Annotated in this window: 12 protein-coding genes; 10 read left to right on the top strand and 2 right to left on the bottom strand. The window is 71.8% G+C overall.

What is annotated here, in order from left to right; all coding sequences use genetic code 11:
- Positions 1-2214: a serine/threonine-protein kinase gene (locus Q664_RS17700; protein ID WP_043396496.1), complete on the bottom strand. Its 2214-nt coding sequence runs from the start codon at positions 2212-2214 to the stop codon at positions 1-3.
- A gap of 339 nt (positions 2215-2553) precedes the next feature.
- Here Q664_RS17700 and Q664_RS52250 point away from each other — a divergent pair, with 339 nt between their 5' ends.
- The 8 genes from Q664_RS52250 (at position 2554) to Q664_RS17660 (ending at position 14310) form a co-directional block, all read left to right on the top strand.
- Positions 2554-4311 carry a Tox-REase-5 domain-containing protein gene (locus Q664_RS52250; RefSeq protein WP_152622160.1) on the top strand — a complete coding sequence of 586 codons (1758 nt, stop codon included), beginning with the start codon at positions 2554-2556 and terminating at the stop codon, positions 4309-4311.
- A gap of 12 nt (positions 4312-4323) precedes the next feature.
- On the top strand, positions 4324-5052 hold the full coding sequence (locus Q664_RS17690) for an immunity 52 family protein (RefSeq protein ID WP_043396493.1): 729 nt from the start codon (positions 4324-4326) through the stop codon (positions 5050-5052).
- A gap of 373 nt (positions 5053-5425) precedes the next feature.
- Positions 5426-7138, top strand: a complete 1713-nt coding sequence (locus Q664_RS52245; protein ID WP_052518281.1) for a Tox-REase-5 domain-containing protein — start codon at positions 5426-5428, stop codon at positions 7136-7138.
- Between the two features lie 12 nt (positions 7139-7150).
- Entirely contained in the window at positions 7151-7876 is a 726-nt protein-coding gene (locus Q664_RS17680; RefSeq protein ID WP_043396490.1) for an immunity 52 family protein, read from the top strand.
- Between the two features lie 153 nt (positions 7877-8029).
- A complete protein-coding gene (locus tag Q664_RS17675) occupies positions 8030-9856 on the top strand; it encodes a TadA family conjugal transfer-associated ATPase (protein ID WP_043396487.1) in 1827 nt (608 codons plus the stop codon).
- Between the two features lie 96 nt (positions 9857-9952).
- Positions 9953-10861, top strand: coding sequence for a hypothetical protein (locus Q664_RS17670; RefSeq protein ID WP_043396566.1), 909 nt, complete (start codon positions 9953-9955; stop codon positions 10859-10861).
- 8 nt (positions 10862-10869) lie between these two features.
- Positions 10870-12492 (top strand): hypothetical protein, encoded by a 1623-nt coding sequence (locus Q664_RS62170; protein ID WP_052518279.1) that lies wholly within the window; start codon positions 10870-10872, stop codon positions 12490-12492.
- Between the two features lie 87 nt (positions 12493-12579).
- A complete protein-coding gene (locus Q664_RS17660) occupies positions 12580-14310 on the top strand; it encodes a serine/threonine-protein kinase (RefSeq protein WP_043396484.1) in 1731 nt (576 codons plus the stop codon).
- A gap of 33 nt (positions 14311-14343) precedes the next feature.
- Here Q664_RS17660 and Q664_RS17655 read toward each other — a convergent pair whose 3' ends face one another.
- Positions 14344-15108 (bottom strand): transglycosylase domain-containing protein, encoded by a 765-nt coding sequence (locus tag Q664_RS17655; RefSeq protein ID WP_043396481.1) that lies wholly within the window; start codon positions 15106-15108, stop codon positions 14344-14346.
- 59 nt (positions 15109-15167) lie between these two features.
- Here Q664_RS17655 and Q664_RS17650 point away from each other — a divergent pair, with 59 nt between their 5' ends.
- Together Q664_RS17650 and Q664_RS17645 are read left to right on the top strand one after the other, a co-directional pair.
- Positions 15168-15860: a ferredoxin reductase domain-containing protein gene (locus Q664_RS17650; protein WP_043396478.1), complete on the top strand. Its 693-nt coding sequence runs from the start codon at positions 15168-15170 to the stop codon at positions 15858-15860.
- 10 nt (positions 15861-15870) lie between these two features.
- A complete protein-coding gene (locus Q664_RS17645; protein WP_052518278.1) occupies positions 15871-18300 on the top strand; it encodes a DNA polymerase domain-containing protein in 2430 nt (809 codons plus the stop codon).
- The last annotated feature ends 120 nt before the right edge of the window (positions 18301-18420 follow it).

The following is an 18420-nucleotide window of genomic DNA, read 5'->3' as shown; positions in this document are numbered from 1 at the left end:
CTACTCCTCGTCGTACCGCCATGCCTCGCCGAAGCGCTTCACCGGACGGAGCCGGCCCCCGCTGTAGACGACGGCGAAGTCCTGGCCACTGCCCTCGTGCTTCTTCCAGCCCCACCGGGGGCTGGAGTACACCTCCAGGCACACCGGATAGGACTGGCCCTCCGGGGTGTACGCCTGGGTCAAGCGGGCCTGCACCCGCTCGCCGAAGAGCAACTGGCCGGTGACCAGAGTGCCGAACGGCAGCTTGCCCCAACCGCGACCGTTCGCCACACGCACCGTCACCGGTCCCGGCCTCACGGTACTCAGCGGCCCCTTCGCCCCAAGAATCTCGATCCCCTCGGAGCTGCGAGAAAGCGCCAGCTCCTCCATGGCCTGGGCGGCACCGGGAGGGCACTCGGCGGGAGGCGGCAGTGGGGGTGTGGGCAACACGTGGGCGGTGGTGGCGGGGCTGGGACACCCGCTGGCCAGAGTGCAGCCGAGCACGGCCGCGCCCACCTTCGTGGCGGTGGAGCCCGTCGGCTTCGGGGGACTGGGGGATTTGGCTTTCGCTGAAGGCTTCACGCGCGTCTCTTGGGGCAGCGTCGCACGGGCGACGGGCGCGGGGGTTGCCGCCCCGTGGGGCGCCGCGCCACCGTCACCTTCTGGCTGCTTCCACGGGGGGGCCATTTCCTTGCCTTCCCACTTCTGGGCGATAGGAAAGAACTCCGGTGGTAGGCTGGCGCGAGGTGTCCCCAACGGTGGGGTGGAGTGCACGGAGACACCCGGCGACGGGCGCGCGGCGAGCCACAGTCCCAGGCCCAGTACGAGCACCGCACCGGAGGCCAGCAGCACCCGGCGCGAGCGTGCGGCGGGCCGCGCGGTGTCCCGGACTCGCGGAGCCGGAGGTGTCACCGCCGGGGCCTCGTCCGCCGCTCGCGGCACCTCGGGCCCGGCGAGCGGCACGGGCTGCCGCGCGGCCACCTGGGGCACGGCCACTTCGGGTGTCACCTCGGGCTTCCCCTCCGGCTCCGCGAGCGGCACGCCCTCCGCCGAAGCCGCCTGGGGCACCGCTACCGCGAGTGGCTCCGGCACGGAGGGCGCCCCGGACGCCGCGCCCCCGGTGGGCGCCCCGGACGGCGCGTGCGGGAGCAGGGTGGACACCTCGTCGGGCGCACGCGGTTTGCCGCGCACCGGCACCCGGGCGTAGCGGGCCCGCCGCTCGAAGAGCGCCAGCAGGTCCGCCCCCCACCCCATGCCGTGCTCGAGCACGGTGGTGGCATGGTGCGGCCCCCACGCCTCGCACAGCGGCACCCGCCACGCCTCGTCCGCCCCCTTCAGCGCCTGTGCGAGGGCCGCGTCCACCGCGAGCGCGTCCGCGTACCCCTCCTCCGGCTGTTTGCGCAGCATGCGCCAGCACACCTCGCCCAGCGCCCGCGGCACCCGGGGGTTGTACTCGTGCGGCGGCGGCGGCTCCTCGTGCAACACGGCGTGCACCAACTCGCCCTCGCCGCCCAGGAAGGGCAGCCGGCCGGTGAGCGTGAGGTAGAGCTCCACGCCGAGTGCCCACACGTCATCTCCCGGGCAGGCGCGCGAGTCCTCCAGTCCGCGCCAGGCCCGCCACACCCGGGGGCCGAGGTAGGACCAGCTGCCCGGAGGAAAGGCCCCCGTCAACCGGGGGGCGTCCTGGTAGGTGGCCACGCCGAAGTCCACCAGCACCACCTGCCCCTCGCCCCGCACCAGCAGGTTGGCGCCCTTGACGTCGCGGTGCACCACACCGGCGGCGTGCACCACCGACAGCTGGCGCGCGCCCTGGCCGAAGAGGTGCGCCACCTGGAGGGCGCAGGGGTTGTGCACGCGCGTCCACACGTCCAGCGGCGGCCCGCGCACCAGCGGCATGACGAGGAAGAGGTAGAGGGGTTGGTGCGCGGGCCACACGCCCTCCTCCACCAGGGGCAGTCCTCCGGCTTGGCCGAGTTTCACCATGACGTCGCGCTCGCGCCAGGCCCAGCGCGCCGAGCGTGGCAGGAAGAGGAACTTCACCGCGTACTGGAGGCCCTGGCGCGAGGCGCGGAACACCGTGCCCTGGCCGCCAGTGCCCAGCTTCGCCTCCAGCGTGTAGCCGGCCACCTCCAGGCCCGGCCGGGGCCGCCAGGGCGAGGCCTCTTGCAGCAGGGCCTCCATGTCCCCGGGCCCCCGCTGCGCCTCACCCCCACTGCGTGTGTCGGCTTCGCTCATGCACACCACCTCCGAGGTGGGCCAGCCTACATGACGGCTGAAGACTGGTGGGCGTGGGCACTCACCGGCAGGCGCACGGGTCGCGGGCCCCCAACGGGTGCGCCCCAGCGGAGACACGCACCCCGGGCGGGTCACTCGTCATCATGACAAGTGAAGACGAAGTAATCCTACATATTCCATACACTTCACTTGTCATGATGACGAGTGAGGGCCACTGCCCGGGGAGTGGCGTGAGGAGCCCGGCGACTCGTCGGCGGCCGAGCGGTGAAGAGGCGCCCCTGGGGGGGACAGCCTGGGCGGATAGGATGGGGAAGACGGTTTGCCGCCGGAGACCCGCCCATGCGTCCGCTTTCACCCCACTGGCTCCCCACCAGGAGTTGGTTCGTCAGCGGCGTGGTGCTGACGTGGGCCTTGCTGATGCTGGGCGGGTGCGCCACGGGCGCGCCTCCTCCGGGGCTGTTCACCCGCCCCCGCCCCCACCGCCTGACGCCAGCCTTCTTCACCCCGGCGCGCCCACCCGGGCCCGTGGACGACTCCATCCGCACGGCCATGCCACCCGGGGACGCCCCTGCGCTCGACGAGGAAGACGACCCGGAGGACGACGTCGACGAGGAGGAGCCCGGTGCCCCGGCCATGACGGCGGACGCACGCGGGGACGAGTCCGGCTCGTGGATGCGGCAGGAGGACGAGCAGTTGGAGGACGAGGACGCGGGCCTCGTGGGCTGGAGGGATGGCGTGGGGGAGGGACGCCCCTGGCCGGTGCCCTTCAGCGTGGACCATTTCCAGGGCCTGCTGGTGCAGGTGGGCGTGTCCCCCGAGGTGCTTCCGGAGGACGGCGGCACCCTGTCGCCCCAGCAGGCGGTGCGACTGCTGGCGCACCTGCTGGAGGCGGAGGCGGGACTGGGGGAGTTTCCCCGCCAGCGCATGGCGGCGCACCTGCTGTTGGAGGTGGCCACGGGCGCGGGGCCGGTGACGCGTGAGGAGTTGCACGCACGCATGGACCGCTTCCACCGGCTGAGGGTGGTGCGGCCGGACGGCTACCTGGTGCGGGCGGTGACGGGCGAGGCGGTGCAGCGGGCCGGCGAGGTGCGGCTGGCCGAGGACGGCACGCTGCGCGCGGGCCGCTACGAGGTGGGCCCCTTCTACGCGGTGGAGGAGGGGCAGCTGTGGCCGGTGGACACGGGGCTGGAGGTGCCCCGGGGCGCGAAGCCACTGGGCCCCTACGTGCCAGATGACGGCGTGGTGCTACCGGCGCTGGAGGGAGCGGGGCTGGCGCTGGGAGACACACTGGAGGGCCTGGCCCACCTCGTCTTCCACCCGGGCGAGAGCCTGGAGGGCCTGACGCGGCTGCCGGGCGCGGTGCGCGTGCTCTTCCAGAATGCGCCCGAGTACTGGGAAGCCTTCCGCCACAAGCCAAGGGGCGAGCAGGTGCGCGAGGGTTCACGCTTGCTGGCCCACGTGCTGCTGACGGTGGGGACGTCGGGAGCGGGGGCGGTGAAGGCGGTGGGGTGGGGCGAGAAGCTCGGCCGGCTGTCGGTGCCGCTGCTGACGTTGACGAAGCGAGGCGAGCTGGTGCTGGGGCTGGTGGCGGTGCCCGGACGGGCCGTGGCGGTGGCTGGCCAGGGGCTGAGTGTCGCCTGGGGCCTGCATCTGGCCAAGGTGGGCTCGGGCCAGGGGGGCGGCTGGGTGCCACCGGTGGGGGGACCGGGGCAGTGGGTGCCCAAGAACGAGCGGATGTCGCCGCGCTCGCGTGCCTTCCAGCACAAGGTGTCGAAGGCGCCGGCGGGCTGGGTCTACCGCGTGTGGCGCAACGGCGAGAAGGCCGACTTCGACGGCTTCGACCTGGAGCAGCGCCTGCTGCAGGAGACCAAGGGTCTGGGCTACGACAAACACTTCAAGGCGGATCTCGAGCCGAAGAAGTATTTCCAGGGGGCCAATCGGCTCGTCAGGCAGGCCAGGCGGCAGTTGAAGATCGCTAACGGTGTTCCCATCCGTTGGCACGTGGCAGAGCCCCGCATGGTCCCCATCCTCAAGAAGTTGTTCGAGAAGAACGAGATCATCGGCATTGATGTTGTCAACACACCGCTCGTGCCATGAATTGAATCAATCGTGAGAGAGACCTATTACACGGGAAGCTACTGGGGTTGCCGCAAGGATTCCGCCGAGGAGTGTGCCCGGCGTGCGGAAGCGTTCTTCCACCTGCTGTCCCAATGCGATCCCATCTACACCCACTGGTTCGAGCAGGCCGACTCGCTCAAGAAAGCACTCCAGCTGCAGTTCGAGCCCACATGTGAAACGTTCGTGCGTTTCTTCAAGAAGAGGAAGTACCAGGAAGGAAGGGATGGATTCAGTTTCTCGGCCTGGACAGGGCACAAGGAAGAGGACCGTGGTGGCCTGGTCACGCTTCACTGTGGGTCCGCGGCGGAGTTCTCCTCGAACAACTGCCTTCTCTACCTGCCTGGTGAAGAGGCGGAAGTGCAGCGTGTGCTCGAAGTGACCGTGCTCGAGAAGGTGTTGCGTGCCATGATCATGGCCTGGGAGCCAGACTGGGCCGTTGTCACCTCCGATGAGCTGCGGGGGGCTTTGTCCCAGACGAGCAGGGCCGGGACCTTCGTGGGCTGGATGACGTACCTGTCTCGCAGCCGGGGGGAGGTACCTGCCTTGCCGGAGCCGGTGCGGGTGCAACCCGTGGAGGACAAGGGCACGCTCCTCCTGCTCACTCCCGAGCGCCTCACCGCCTCCAATCCCGAGCACCTCGCCCTGGGCCGGCATGTCCAGGAGGTGCTGAGCGCCAGGGGCCTGCTGGAGCCGGTCGTTTCCAGACGGCCCGCCACCTGAGCCGCGGCCCACGCGCGTTGCCAGGCACCGGCAAGGCATGCCCGGCCCGTGGCTACCGCCCGAGGGCCGAGAAACGAGTCAGAACACTCAAGGCAAGGTCACGCCGCGCTCCGCCCGCCCACCTGCCCGGCGCCGAACAGGTCCGTGGGGCTCTCGGGATGTGGCCCCTCGGCGCGGGTGCGCTCCCGTGCCAGCGAGACCTCGCACTACTCCGGCCTGGCGCGTCGGCGGCCAGAGGGGGAGAAGGGGGCCGACCCGCCCGGGAGGGTCAGCCTGTGCGGATACAACGGAAAGGACGGTTCATCCCCTGAGGCCCCGCATGTGTCTGTCTCCACCCCCCTCGTCCCCTGTCGGGCGGAGGCGTGCCACCTGCGTGCTGCTGACGCTGGCCTTGCTGGTGCTGAGCGGGTGCGCCACGGACGCGCCTCCACCCGGGCTGCTCACCAGCCCCCGCCCCCACCGCCTGACGCCGACCGTCTCCACCCAGGCGCGCCCGCCCGGGCCCGTGGACGCCTCCGTCCGCACGGCCGTGCCGCCCGGAGATGCCCCTGCGCTCGACGAGGATGACGACCCGGAGGACGACGTCGACGAGGAGGCGCCCGGTGCCCCGGCCATGACGGCGGACGCACGCGGGGACGAGTCCGGCTCTCGGGGGCGCCGCCCGGTGCGGCAGGAGGACGAGCAGTTGGAGGACGGCGTGGAGGGCCTCGTGGGCTGGAGGGATGGCGTGGGGGAGGGACGCCCCTGGCCGGTGCCCTTCAGCGTGGACCATTTCCAGGGCCTGCTGGTGCAGGTGGGCGTGTCCCCCAAGGTGCTGCCGGGGGACGGCGGCACCCTGTCGCCCGAGCAGGCGGTGCGACTGCTGGCCCACCTGCTGGAGGCGGAGGCGGGACTGGGGGAGTTTCCCCGCCAGCGCATGGCGGCGCACCTGCTGCTGGAGGTGGCCACGGGCACGGGGCCGGTGACGCGCGAGGAATTGCACGCGCGCATGGACCGCTTCCACCGGTTGAGGGTGGTGCGGCCGGACGGCTACCTGGTGCGGGCGGTGACGGGCGAGGCGGTGCAGCGGGCCGGCGAGGTGCGGCTGGCCGAGGATGGCACGCTGCGCGCGGGCCGCTACGAGGTGGGCCCCTTCTACGCGGTGGAGGAGGGACAGTTGTGGCCGGTGGACACGGGGCTGGAGGTGCCCCGGGGCGCGAAGCCACTGGGCCCCTACGTGCCAGATGACGGCGTGGTGCTACCGGCGCTGGAAGGCGCGGGGTTGGCGCTGGGGGACACGCTGGAGAGCGTGAGTCGGCTCGTCTTCCACCCGGGTGAGAGCCTGGAGGGCCTGACGCGGCTTCCGGGAGCAGTGCGCGTGCTCTTCCAGAATGCGCCCGAGTACTGGGAGGCCTTCCGCCAGAAGCCTCGGGGCGAGCGGGTGCGTGAGGGCTCGCGGCTGCTGGCCCATGTGCTGCTGACGGTGGGCTCCTCGGGGGCGGGGGCGGTGAAGGCGGTGGGGTGGGGCGAGAAGCTCGGCCGGCTGTCGGTGCCGCTGCTGACGCTGACGAAGCGAGGCGAGCTGGTGCTGGGGCTGGTGGCGGTGCCCGGGCGCACCGTGGCGGTGGCGGGCCAGGGGCTGAGCGTCGCCTGGGGCCTGCATCTGGCCAAGGTGGGCTCGGGTGGCGGCAGCGGCTGGGTGCCACCGGTAGGTGGACCGGGGCAGTGGGTGCCCAAGAACGAGCGGATGTCGCCGCGCTCGCGTGCCTTCCAGCACAAGGTGTCGAAGGCGCCGGCGGGCTGGGTGTACCGCGTGTGGCGCAACGGCGAGAAGGCCGACTTCGACGGCTTCGACCTGGAGCAGCGCCTGCTGCAAGAGACCAAGGGTCTGGGCTACGACAAGCACTTCGCTGCGAACCTCGAGCCCAAGAAGTATTTCAAGGGCGCGGCGAGGCTCGTCAGGCAGGCCAAGCGGCAATGGCGGGTGGCCCATGGCATCCCCATCCGCTGGCACGTAGCGGAGCCTCGCATGGTCCCCATCCTGCAGAAGCTGTTCCGGAAGGAAAACATCAAGGGTATTGAGGTGGTGTTCACCCCACCGCCCTGAGGCGAAGCACACATGAGAGAGACCTACTACGCGGGCATCTACTGGGGGGGCCGCGAGGACTCCGCCGAGGAGTGTGCCCGGCGTGCGGAGGCGTGCTTCCACCTGCTGTCGCGTTGCGACCCCATCTACACCCGCTGGTTCGAGCAGGCCGACTCGCGCAAGAAGGCGCTCCAACTCCAGTTCGAGCCCACCGCCGACACCTTCCTGCGCTTCTTCAAGAGGAGGACGTACCAGGAGGGCCGGGATGGTTTCTCGCTCTGGGTGTGGACGGGGCACGAGGAGGGACACGGGGGGCTGGCCACCATGCGCTGTGGCTCCGCGGCCGAGCTCATGCCGAACAACTGCCTGCTCTACCTGCCTTCGGAGGAGCCGGAGAGGGAGCGCGTCCTCCAAGTGGACGTGCTCGCCGGGGTGCTGCACGCCATGGTGCTGGCCTGGGAGCCGGACTGGGGGGTCATCACCTCCGACGATTTCCGGGACAACTTGTCCGCTGAAGGGGATGCCGGGACATTCGTGGGCTGGGTGACGTACCTGTCTCGCAGCCGGGGGGAGGTACCTGCATTGCCGGAGCCGGTGCGGGTGCAACCCGTGGAGGACAAGGGCACGCTCCTGCTGCTCACGCCCGAGCGCCTCACCGCCTCCAATCCCGAGCACCTCGCCCTGGGCCGACATGTCCAGGAGGTGCTGAGCGCCAAGGGCCTGCTGGAGCCGGTCGTTTCCGGACGGCCGGCCACGTGAGACCCCTCCCACGCTTGTTGCCAGACACCGACAGGGGCACGGCGGGCCCATGGCCACCGGGGACCCTGCTGGAGCCGCCCGCCCGGTCTCCGTGCCGGTAACCAGGCCCTGCGCTTGGGACCCGGCCGGTCTCGGGCTAGCCTCGGGGGCGCCATGTCGATGTACTCCGAGTCGCTCCGCGCCTTCCTCAAGCCCGTCCTCCCCTATCTCGACGACCCCTCGGTCTCGGAGATCATGATCAACGGGCCCACCGACGTCTGGATCGAACGCAAGGGCAAGGTCTCCAAGACCGATGCCTCCTTCACCGAGGAGGGCCTGATCGGCGCCGCGCGCAACATGGCGCAGTTCGTCGGCCGCCTCCTCAACGACGAGCGCCCCCGCCTCGACGCGCGCCTGCCCGACGGCAGCCGCATCCACGTCGTCATCCCGCCCATCGCCCGCAAGGGCACCACCATCTCCATCCGCAAGTTCTTCAAGGACAAGCTCACCATCGAGTCCTTGATCAAATTCAAGTCCATGACGCCGCAGATGGCCCGGCTCATCGACGCGGGCATCCACACCAAGCTCAACATGCTGGTGTCCGGCGGTACCGGCTCGGGCAAGACGACGCTGCTCAACATCGTCTCCTCCCTCATCCCCGACGAGGAGCGCATCCTCACCATCGAGGACTCGGCCGAGCTCCAGCTCAACCAGTCCCACCTCGTCCCCTTCGAGAGCCGGCCCCCGGACAAGTTCGGCAAGGGCGGCGTGGACATGGGAGACCTGCTCAACTCGGCCCTGCGTCTGCGCCCCGACCGCATCGTGGTGGGCGAGGTGCGTGGCGGCGAGGCCTTCTACCTCGTGCAGGCGATGAACACCGGCCACGGCGGCTCGCTGGCCACCACCCACGCCAACACGCCCACCGACACGCTGCGCCGCATCGAGTCGCTCTGCCTCATGTCCGGCATCGACCTGCCCATGGTGGCCATCCGCGCCCAGGTCGCCAGCGCCATCAACTTCGTCATCTGCTGCGAGCGCCTCCACGACGGCAGCCGCAAAACCATTGCCCTCTCCGAGGTGCTCCCGCTCAACGAGAAGGGCGAGTACCGCACCCAGGACATCTTCGTCTTCACCCCGGTGACGAAGGACGAGGACGGCCACATCCTCGGCTACCACGCGCCCACCGGCATCATCCCCCACTTCGTCGCCCGGGCGCGCGCCTACGGCTTCTCGGACCTGGACGACTCCTTCTTCGACCCGGCCACCTACGGCGTGCCGCCCCCGCCCTCCTTCCACGCCGGCGAGAGCTACAGCGTGCGCTGGGCGCCCTCCCTCAAGCACCGCGAGCGTGGCGAGCAGGATCCCGCCAGCTACAAGAGGGAGTGGCAGGCCTTCGAGCAGCGCCTGAAGGACGAGGCCCTCGAGGCCCAGGGCGGCAAGCCCGCGGCCGCGCCCGCCTCGCCGCCCGTGCAGGTGCAGGTGCCCGCCAACCTCCCCGTGGCGGCCCCCCGCGCCCCCGAGCCGCCCGCCCCCGTCCGCTCCCGGACGACCGAGGTGCCCGCCGCGCGCACCGGCCCCGCCCCGCGGCCCAATCTTCCCGCCAACCGGCCCGCCCCGCCCGTCCCGGATCACGACGACGACAAGACGCCGCCGCCCACGCGCAACCCCTTCGCCTCCGAGGCGGATGATGGGCTCGGCGCGCCTCCGGACGAGCCCAGCGTGCAGGTGTCCGCGGACCTCCTGGCCGAGGACCTCGACGCCACCCAGGGCCGGGGCATCCCCCCGCCGCGTCCGGCCCGCCCCGCCACGCCTCCGGCGCGTCCCGCCCCGGCCACCGGCTCCCGCCCCGCCGTGGCGTCGCCTCCCCGCCGGCCCGCCCCTCCCGCGCGTCCGCCCCCTCCCGTCCCGTCCGAGGACCTGGAGGACGATGACGTACCGCGCGAGTTGGACAACTCGGAGAAGACGCACATCAAGCCCATGCCCGAGAAGCCGCGCCGCTGAGGCCGCTCGCCTGGGCACACCGGCGTCACGCACCTGGCGCTACTTGGAGTGCGTGACCTTGCGATGGGCGCGACATGGGGGGAAAGTGACACCATCGTGTTCCTTTCACTCCTCGCCACGCTCGTCGTGCTCGGCCAGGCGCCCACGACCTCCGAGGCTCCGCTCACCGTGCTGATCGCCCCGCCGGAGGCCGCGGGGGTCCCCTCCCACATCGTCTCCTTCGCCCAGGAGCATGTGTACGAGCAGCTCAAGACGCAGGGGCTGCAGGTGGTGCGCGCCTCGGAGCTGTCCCAGCGCCTGCCGCCCGCCCAGCGCAAGACGGTCCTCGGGTGCAACCGCCTGGAGGCCGCCTGCCGCATCACGCTCGGCGAGGCCGCCCAGGCCGACGTGGTGATGGTCGCCGAGCTGGTGCAGTTCCTCAGCGGCTACCGGGTGGGCCTGAAGGCCTACGCCACGCGCGACGGCGAGCAGCTCTCCGAGCACTACGTGCCGGGTGTGCGCGAGGATCAGTTGCTCGACGCGCTCACCCAGGCCAGCGACAAGGTGGTGCAGCCGGTGCGCCGCGCGCTGCGGCCGTCGCTGGAGCCCATCGTCGAGGCCCCGGTCCAGACCCCCACGCCCACGCCCCTCCAGCAGGTGCCGATGAAGCCCGAGGTGAAGGCCTCGCGCTCGGGAGCGCCGGGCTGGGCGTGGCTGCCGGCCGCCGGAGGCGCGGTGCTGCTGGGCGCGGGCACGCTCTTCTTCGTGCAGGCGGGCGATGACTACAAGGCCCTGCAGGCGAGACAGTTCACCGACCCCACGGAGGGCGAGCGGCTGCGGGACTCGGGCGCGCGCGCGCAGTGGCTGAGCCGGGGCTCCTTCGCGGTGGGCGCGGTGGGCGTGGTGACGACGGGGCTCATCTACCTGCTGTCTGGCAAGAACGAGGGCACGCCTTCACAGGTGCGCCCCACCGCCTCCGTGGGCAACGGCGGCGGCATGGTGGGCGTGGCCGGGACACTGCCGTGAGGACTCCTATGCTCGAGACGAAGAAGCCATTCGCCGCGGGACTCGCGCTGGCGCTGCTGACCGCTACCGGTTGCTACGACTTCGACGCGGCCTTCGACGACTGTGTGCAAGCCGGACAATGCCAGCCCACCACCTGCGATCCCTTGGCGGTCGATGTCCCGGATGATCTCTTCCACGACGCCAACTGCGACGGCATCGACGGCACGCCCGGCGACGCCATCTTCGTCGACCCCGCCGTCGGCCAGGACGCCAACGACGGCACCAAGGACGCACCGCTCAAGCGGCTCTCCGTCGCCATGAGGGAAGCCGCCAACAAGGGCAAGGCGATCTACCTGGCGCAGGGCATCTACGACGAAGCGGACCTGCGGTTGGAGCGGGCCGTGTCCATCTACGGCGGCTACTCCGGCAAGGAGGACGGCTGGAAGCGCGGCAAGGACAACATCACCCAGATTGGTGGCAGCCATACCACCGGGTTCACGGTGAACGGGTTGATGGACGCGGGCGTCGCCATCGCGTGGGTGCGCATCCGTTCCGCCGACAGCAGCGTGTCCGGCACACCGTCCATCGGCCTGCGGGTGGTGGACTCGAGCGACGTGCGCCTGAGCCATGTGGAGGTGGAGGCCGGCAAGGGCGCGCAGGGCCGGGACGGTGACTCTCGTGCGCCCAACACCCAGGTGGGCGCGGATGGAGGTGTGGGACAGGACGGCAGCGCCACGACGCCCTCGGGTGGCCCCCAGGGACCGAGCAGCTGTGGCACGGGCTCCCACGCGGGAGGCATGGGCGGAGTGGGCGGCATCTCCTTCGGCGCCGCGCCCGGCATGGGGACGGCGGGCGAGCCCGGTCCCCCCGATGGCGGTGGGGATGGCGGCACGCCCGGAACGAACAAGCTCGATAGCGCGTGCGGCACGACCCTGTGCGTGTGCGATGGAGAGCCGGGAGGTGACGGACAGGAGGGTGCGCCGGGCGACCGTGGCAGGAACGGCAACCCGGGCAATGGCACGGGCCTGCTGGAGGGTAGCACCTGGGTGGCGAGGTCCGGCACGGACGGCGAGGCCGGAGCCTTCGGAAAGGGCGGCGGCGGCGGCGGTGGTGGTGGCTTCTGCGAGGCTCCAGGGAGCACGCAATCCAGGGGCGGCGGCGGCGGCGGCGGCGGCGCGGGCGGCTGCCCCGGCGTCGGTGCGAAGGGCGGCGAGAGTGGTGGGGCGTCCATTGCCATGCTGCTCATCCGCGGACATGTGAACATGGAGTCCTGCACGCTGAAGACGAGCGGTGGTGGACAGGGAGGCGCTGGCGGCCGGGGTGGCGATGGCAGTCCGGGAGGCCCTGGAGGCGCCGGGGGCAAGGGCATCGTCGCGGAGAAGTCGTCCGGCTCCGACGTCTACCGCGCCACCGGAGGCAAGGGCGGCAAGGGCGGCAAGGGCGGTGATGGAGGCCCGGGCGGCCACGGTGGCAACGGCGCCGGAGGCCCCTCCGTGGGCATCTGGTGTGATTCCCTCGAGAGCTCCTCCGTCACCCTGACGAGCACCCCGCGCTTCGAAGTGAAGGACCCGGGTGCTCCGGGAGCGGGCCCTGGCCCCGCGGCGGCGCCGGGCCTACAGACCAACCACCACCAGTGCACCGGGTTTCCCTGACGGGAAAGGACCCGGTGGGTTCTCTCCGCCCGCTCGCCCGCTTGTGGGAATCCGCTCCCGGTCTGCTACCCTGGGGGCACTTCCCCGATGGCTGACTCCCGTCTCTGCGAAACCTGCGGTCTCTCCGTGCCGGCGGATACCGATATCTGCCCACGCGACGGCACCGTGCTGCTCGACGCCTCGACCTCGTCCTTCCCGGGCGATCCGGGAGGCGCACGGCGGACCTCGCCCGGGAGAACTGTGAACGTCATGGACGACTCCTCCGCGCAGGATCCACTCACCGGCCTGAAGATCGGCGAGTACGAGCTGCGCCAGCGCGTCGGCGTGGGCGGCATGGGCCTGGTGTACGAGGGCATCCAGCCGTTGATTGGCAAGCGCGTGGCGGTGAAGGTGCTGCGCCCGGAGCTGGCCGCGGCCGAGGAGCAGGTGGCGCGTCTGCTGGCCGAGGCCCGCGCCGTCAACGCCATCCGCCACCGCGGCATCGTGGACATCTTCGGCTTCGGCCAGGTGCCCGACGGCCGCCAGTACATCATCATGGAGTACCTCGAGGGTGTGGCCCTCGACGCGCACCTGACGGAGAGGAGCCGGCTGCCGGTACCCGAGGCACTGGACATCCTCGACGAGGTGCTCAGCGCGCTGGGCGCCGCGCACGGGGCCGGCGTGGTGCACCGCGACCTCAAGCCGAGCAACATCTTCCTGGTGAAGCAGCCGGACGGCTCGCGCTACGTGAAGCTGCTGGACTTCGGCCTGGCGAAGATGGGCCTGCCCACCGGGCGCACCGCGCAGACGCGCACGGACATGGTGGTGGGCACCCCGGAGTACATGGCGCCCGAGCAGGCCCGCGGCCAGCCCGTGGGGCCGATGACGGACCTGTACGCCCTGGGCGTGGTGGCCTTCGAGATGGTCACCGGCCGGCTGCCCTTCGTGGGCACCTCGCCGGTGGACCTGCTGATGAAGCACGTGGACGCGCGGCCGCCGAGGCCCTCGGAGTTCGTCCCCGAGCTGCCCGCCGCGCTGGACGCCTTCATCCTGCAGATGCTCACCAAGGATCCGGAAGCGCGCCCCGGCTCCGCCGAGCAGCTGCGCCGCCAGCTCCAGCGGCTGCGCGACACCCTCACCCAGCAGGCCCAGGCCCGGCTCACCGCTCCGGAGCCCGCCCGCGGGGAGACCCCGGACGCCCTGGCGCCCGCCGAGCCCGTCAAGCCCGAGCCCGGCCCCACGCCCGAGCCGGTGAAGCCGCGGCCCCCGCCCGAGCCTCCGCACGACACCGGTGGCCCTACGTCCTCGCGGCGGATGCTCCTCGGAGTGGGAGCGCTCGCGCTGGTGGCCGTGGGCGGAGGCCTCGTGCTCGCCCTGCGCGGGGAGCCCACCCAGGCCCCCGTGCAGCCGCCCCAGGTGCTCACCGCGCCGCCGGAGCGGCCCGTGAAGCCCCCGCCGCAGCCGGTGGTGGAGGCCGTGCCGGACGCGGGCCCGCCGCAGCAGACGGCGTCCGTGACCGAGGTGCCCGACGCGGGCACCACCGTGCAGGCCAGCACCCCGCAGACGCCGGACAATCCCGTCCAGCCGGCGGGTCCGGCGGTGGCGCCCACCGAGCCGGTGAAGCGCACGCCCACCCAGTCCGCGCTGCTGGGCCGCATCCGCAAGCTGGACCGGGACATCGACACGTTGAACCAGGCCGGCCAGAAGCTCAGCCCCGCCGCGCGCCGCACCCTCGACGCCATCCGCGAGAAGGCCGAGTCGGCCACGACGCCCGACGAGCGGCGTCAGGTGGTCAAGGAGCTGGCCGACTGGGAGAAGTTCTTCCTGCGCCGCAAGTGAGGGGCCCGGTCCGCGCCAGGCCCCGTCCCACGCTCAGCGGCAGATGACGGGCTGGGCCATGGCGGTGCGCGCCCGCTCCTCGGTCACCAGCTTGAAGCCCGCGAGGTCCGCCAGCAGCACGTCCCGGTTCTGCCGGATGAGGCTGGCGTTGCGGCACACGAGCGCGTCCGCGTACATGTAGTGCGGCGGCAGGGTGAGCGACAGCTCGGCCAGCTCCTGCAACTTGAGCGTGTCCAGCTCGCGCCCGAAGAGTTTATAGGCGCCGTCCTCCACCCCGACGATGCCGCGCTCGAAGTAGAGCGTGGACATCTCATAGGCGAGGAGCTGGTCCTTCTGGAGGAAGGAGTGCAGGCGGTTGGCCGCCACCGCCAGCTCCAGCGAGCCGCGAATGCCCAGGGCCTCGGCGAGCCGGGTGGCGAGGATGCGCTCGCAGACGCCGTCGCCCGGGGGCTCCGTGCCGAAGGTGACGACGGAGAAGAGGCGCCAGGCCCACTTCGCGCCGTCCTCGCGCCGCGTCTGGAAGTAGGTGGGGCACCCGAGCTGGGCGATGTAGAGGGCCACCAGGTCCTTGGGCAGGCGCGAGAATTCCGGCTTCGTGTAGGCAATGGGGCGCTTGGGCCCGAAGGTGCCCGCCTGGAGGCTCATCCGCTCGCCCTCGATGGAGTGGCGCAGCTGCTTCTCCAGGTCGAACTCCGTCTCCAGCTGAGGCAGCTTGCTGGCGGTATGGAGGTAGAGGGCCGGCATCACCACGCCCGCCAGCCCGATGAGGAACAACACCAACCAGAACAGGGTCTTCACGCCCCCCAGAGTATCAAAGGGCGACGGCGGGCCGGGTCCGGGTTAAATCAAGTTCCGACATGAACGACTGGCACCCCACCACCGTGGCGGACGTCCTCCCGGCCGCGGAGGGCCTCACCGAGCTCGTCCTGGACATTGGCGGAACCCCCCTGGTGGGGATGCACCGCACCCCGGGGCAGTACGTGCGCCTGGCCCTGCCCGGGGTGGGCGAGAGCCTGTTCGCCATCGCCTCGCCGCCGGAGCCCTTCGGCACCCGGTGGGAGTTCCTGCTCAAGGGGGGGAGTGAGCTGGCGGATGCCCTGGTGCGGCTGAAGCCGGGGGCCCAGGTGCTGAGCGGGCGCCCCGAGGGCCGCGGCTTCCCCCTGGTGCACGCGCGGGGCGGCCACGTGCTGTTGTTCGCCACGGGCTCGGGCATCTCGCCCATCCGCTCGGTCATCGAGAGCATCCGCCAGGAGCGGAGCGCCTACGGGCAGGTGACGCTGTTCTTCGGGGCGCGCACCCCACAGGCCTTCGCCTACGAGGACGAGCTGCACCACTGGGAGGCGGCGGGCATCCGCGTGGTGCGCACGGTGAGCCAACCGGGCGCGAGCGGCTGGCAGGGCCTCACCGGCTACGTGCAGGAGCACCTGGGCGAGCAGCGGGTGGAGGACACGGTGGTCTTCGTGTGCGGCCAGTCGGGCATGGTGCAGGGGGTGATCGACATGCTGCGGCTCCGAGGGCTGCCCCGCGAGGCCATCCACCTCAACTACTGACGAGTCCACGATGGCGCACACGCCGGAGGACGAGTGGCTCTGGGGATGGGATGACACGCCGGGCATCGTCTCGGTGTGGGCGGAGCCCGATGGCCGTGCCTTCGTGTGGCGGCGGCTCCCCGGGAGTGGCGCGCTCGTGCGCGAGGATGTGCGCTTCCGTCCCTGGCTGCTGCTCGCCTCGCTGGAGGATGTGCGGCACCTGGGCGCGAGGCTCCGCCCGGAGAGCGAGGGGCCCGCGCCCCACCGGGTGACGTGGCGGGAGCTGGAGGGACCCGGCGCGCTGCGCTACCTGGTCCGCGCGGACGATGGGCGCGCGCTGGCCTCGGCCGTGCTCCAGGGGGCCGCGCGGCGGCTCGGCCATCCCGTCGGGAACCTGCGCGAGCTGGGTCCCCAGGCGGTGCTCGCGCTCCCTCCCGAGGAGCAGTACCTCGTCGCGTCGGGGCGCACGTACTTCCGCGACCTCCGGTTCGATGACCTGCACCGCATGCAGCTGGACCTGGAGACCACCGGGCTGGACCCCTCGCACGACCGCATCTTCCTCGTGGCGATCCGGGACGCGGAGGGCAGGGCCGATACGCTCGAGGTCCACGGTGACGGTGACGCCGCCGAGGCCAACCTCCTCCAGCGGCTCGTGGCTCGCGTGCGCGCCATCGACCCGGACGTGCTCGAGAACCACAACCTGCACGGCTTCGATCTGCCATTCCTCGCCCACCGGGCGCGGCTGCTCGGTGTGACGCTCGCGCTGGGACGCGCCGGACCCCCGGGCCTGCGGCAACGCCCCGCCGCGCGAGGTGCCTCCCCCGGACGGGGCGGACCCGGCCACGAGGCGATGCGCCGCGCGCGCTACACGGTCCCCGGCCGCGAGTTCATCGACACGATGGACGCCGTGAAGCGGCACGACTTCTCCACCCGGGAGCTGCCGGGGCACGGGCTCAAGGCCGTTGCCCGGCACCTGGGCCTCTCGGGCCCGGAGCGCGAGCACATTCCGGGAGCCCACGTGTACGAGGTCTTCGGCACCGACCCCGAGCGCGTGCGGCGCTACGCCCGCGACGACGTGACGGAGGCCGCCGGACTGGCGCGCATGCTCGGCGGGGCGGCCTTCGCGCTCGCCCGCATGGCACCGCGCCGCTACGAGCGCCTCGCGGACGCCGGGCCCGCCACCGGGGTCATCGATCCGTTGATCGTTCGCGCCTATCTCCGGGCCGGCGCCGCGCTGCCCGCCCATGAGCCGGGCGATGGCACGCCCCACAGCGGGGCCGCGCTCCACCTGTTCGCCACGGGCGTGGCCCGGCACGTGGTGAAGGCCGATGTCGCCAGCCTGTACCCCTCGTTGATGCGCGAGTACCGGATTGGCCCGCGGCGGGACCGGCTCGGCGTGATGCTGGCGCTGGTGGACCGGCTCGTGGAGCAACGGCTGGCGGCCAAGGCGCGGGCGAAGGCCGCGGCACCCGGCTCGCCAGAACGGCACACGAACGAGGCGCTCTCCGCGGCGATGAAGATCGTCGTCAACTCGGCCTACGGCTACCTGGGCGCGGGCGGGCTCACGCGCTTCGCGGACGTGCACGCCGCCAACGAGGTGACTCGGCGCGGGCGCGAGGTGCTGGCGCTCATCTGCCAGGAGCTGGCCCGGCGCGGCGTCACGCTGCTGGAGGCCGATACGGACGGTGTGTACTTCTCCGTGCCGGAGGGCTGGAGCGAGGCCGACGAGCGCCGGGTGGTCTCCGAGGTCGCGGACCTGCTGCCGCCCAAGGTGCGCCTCGAGTTCGAGGGACGCTACGCCGCGATGCTCTCGCACGAACCGAAGAACTACGCGCTCCAGCCGTATGAAGGCGCGCTCATCCTGCGCGGTGTGGCGTTCCGCTCCAGCCGGGCGGAGCCCTTCGGCGAGGACTTCCTGCGCCGGGCACTGCATGAGCTGCTCGCGGGGGACATCCCGGGCGTGCGGGAGGCCTATGTGGAGACGGTGACGGCGCTGCGCCGGCGGGCACTGCCGACCCGGAGCGTGGCGGCCCAGGTGCGGCTGACGAAGACACCGGCCCAGTACCTCGCCGCGCGCAGGCGCGAGCTGCCCTACGAGGCCATGCTGGCGAGCGGGCGGAAACAGTGGCCCTCCGGCGAGCAGGTCCGGGTCTACCGGGCGGTGGGAGGGCGCGCGGGACTGCTGCTGGAATCGGAGACCGGAGAAACGGTGAGGGATCCCCGGGACTACGACGCCGAGTTCTACGCCCGGCAGCTTCGCGAGACCTTCGCGGCCCGGCTGGTGCGCGCGCTGACGCCCGAGGACTTCGCGACGGTGTTCGCGGATCCGGAGCAACCCTCGCTCTTCGCGCCGTCGCTGGCGAATGCGCGGCCGGTGCTCAACGTGCTGGACGAACCCGAGGGAGAACAACCCCGGTCCGAGAACCCGTGGATGTCCCCTCTCCCTCTGGGAGAAGGTTGAGCCCACGAAGGTGTGCCCCTGGGCACCTATTTCCCCTCTCCCACCGGGAGAGGGACGGGGTGAGGGTATCGGATGAACCCGGGTTGAACCCACTGCGCACATGGGGGGGGCCACGGGTTG

This window comes from Archangium violaceum Cb vi76 (genome assembly GCF_000733295.1).
Taxonomy (GTDB): domain Bacteria; phylum Myxococcota; class Myxococcia; order Myxococcales; family Myxococcaceae; genus Archangium; species Archangium violaceum.
The sequence above is the reverse complement of the archived record's forward strand: the minus strand, read 5'-3'. Positions and strand labels throughout refer to the sequence as shown.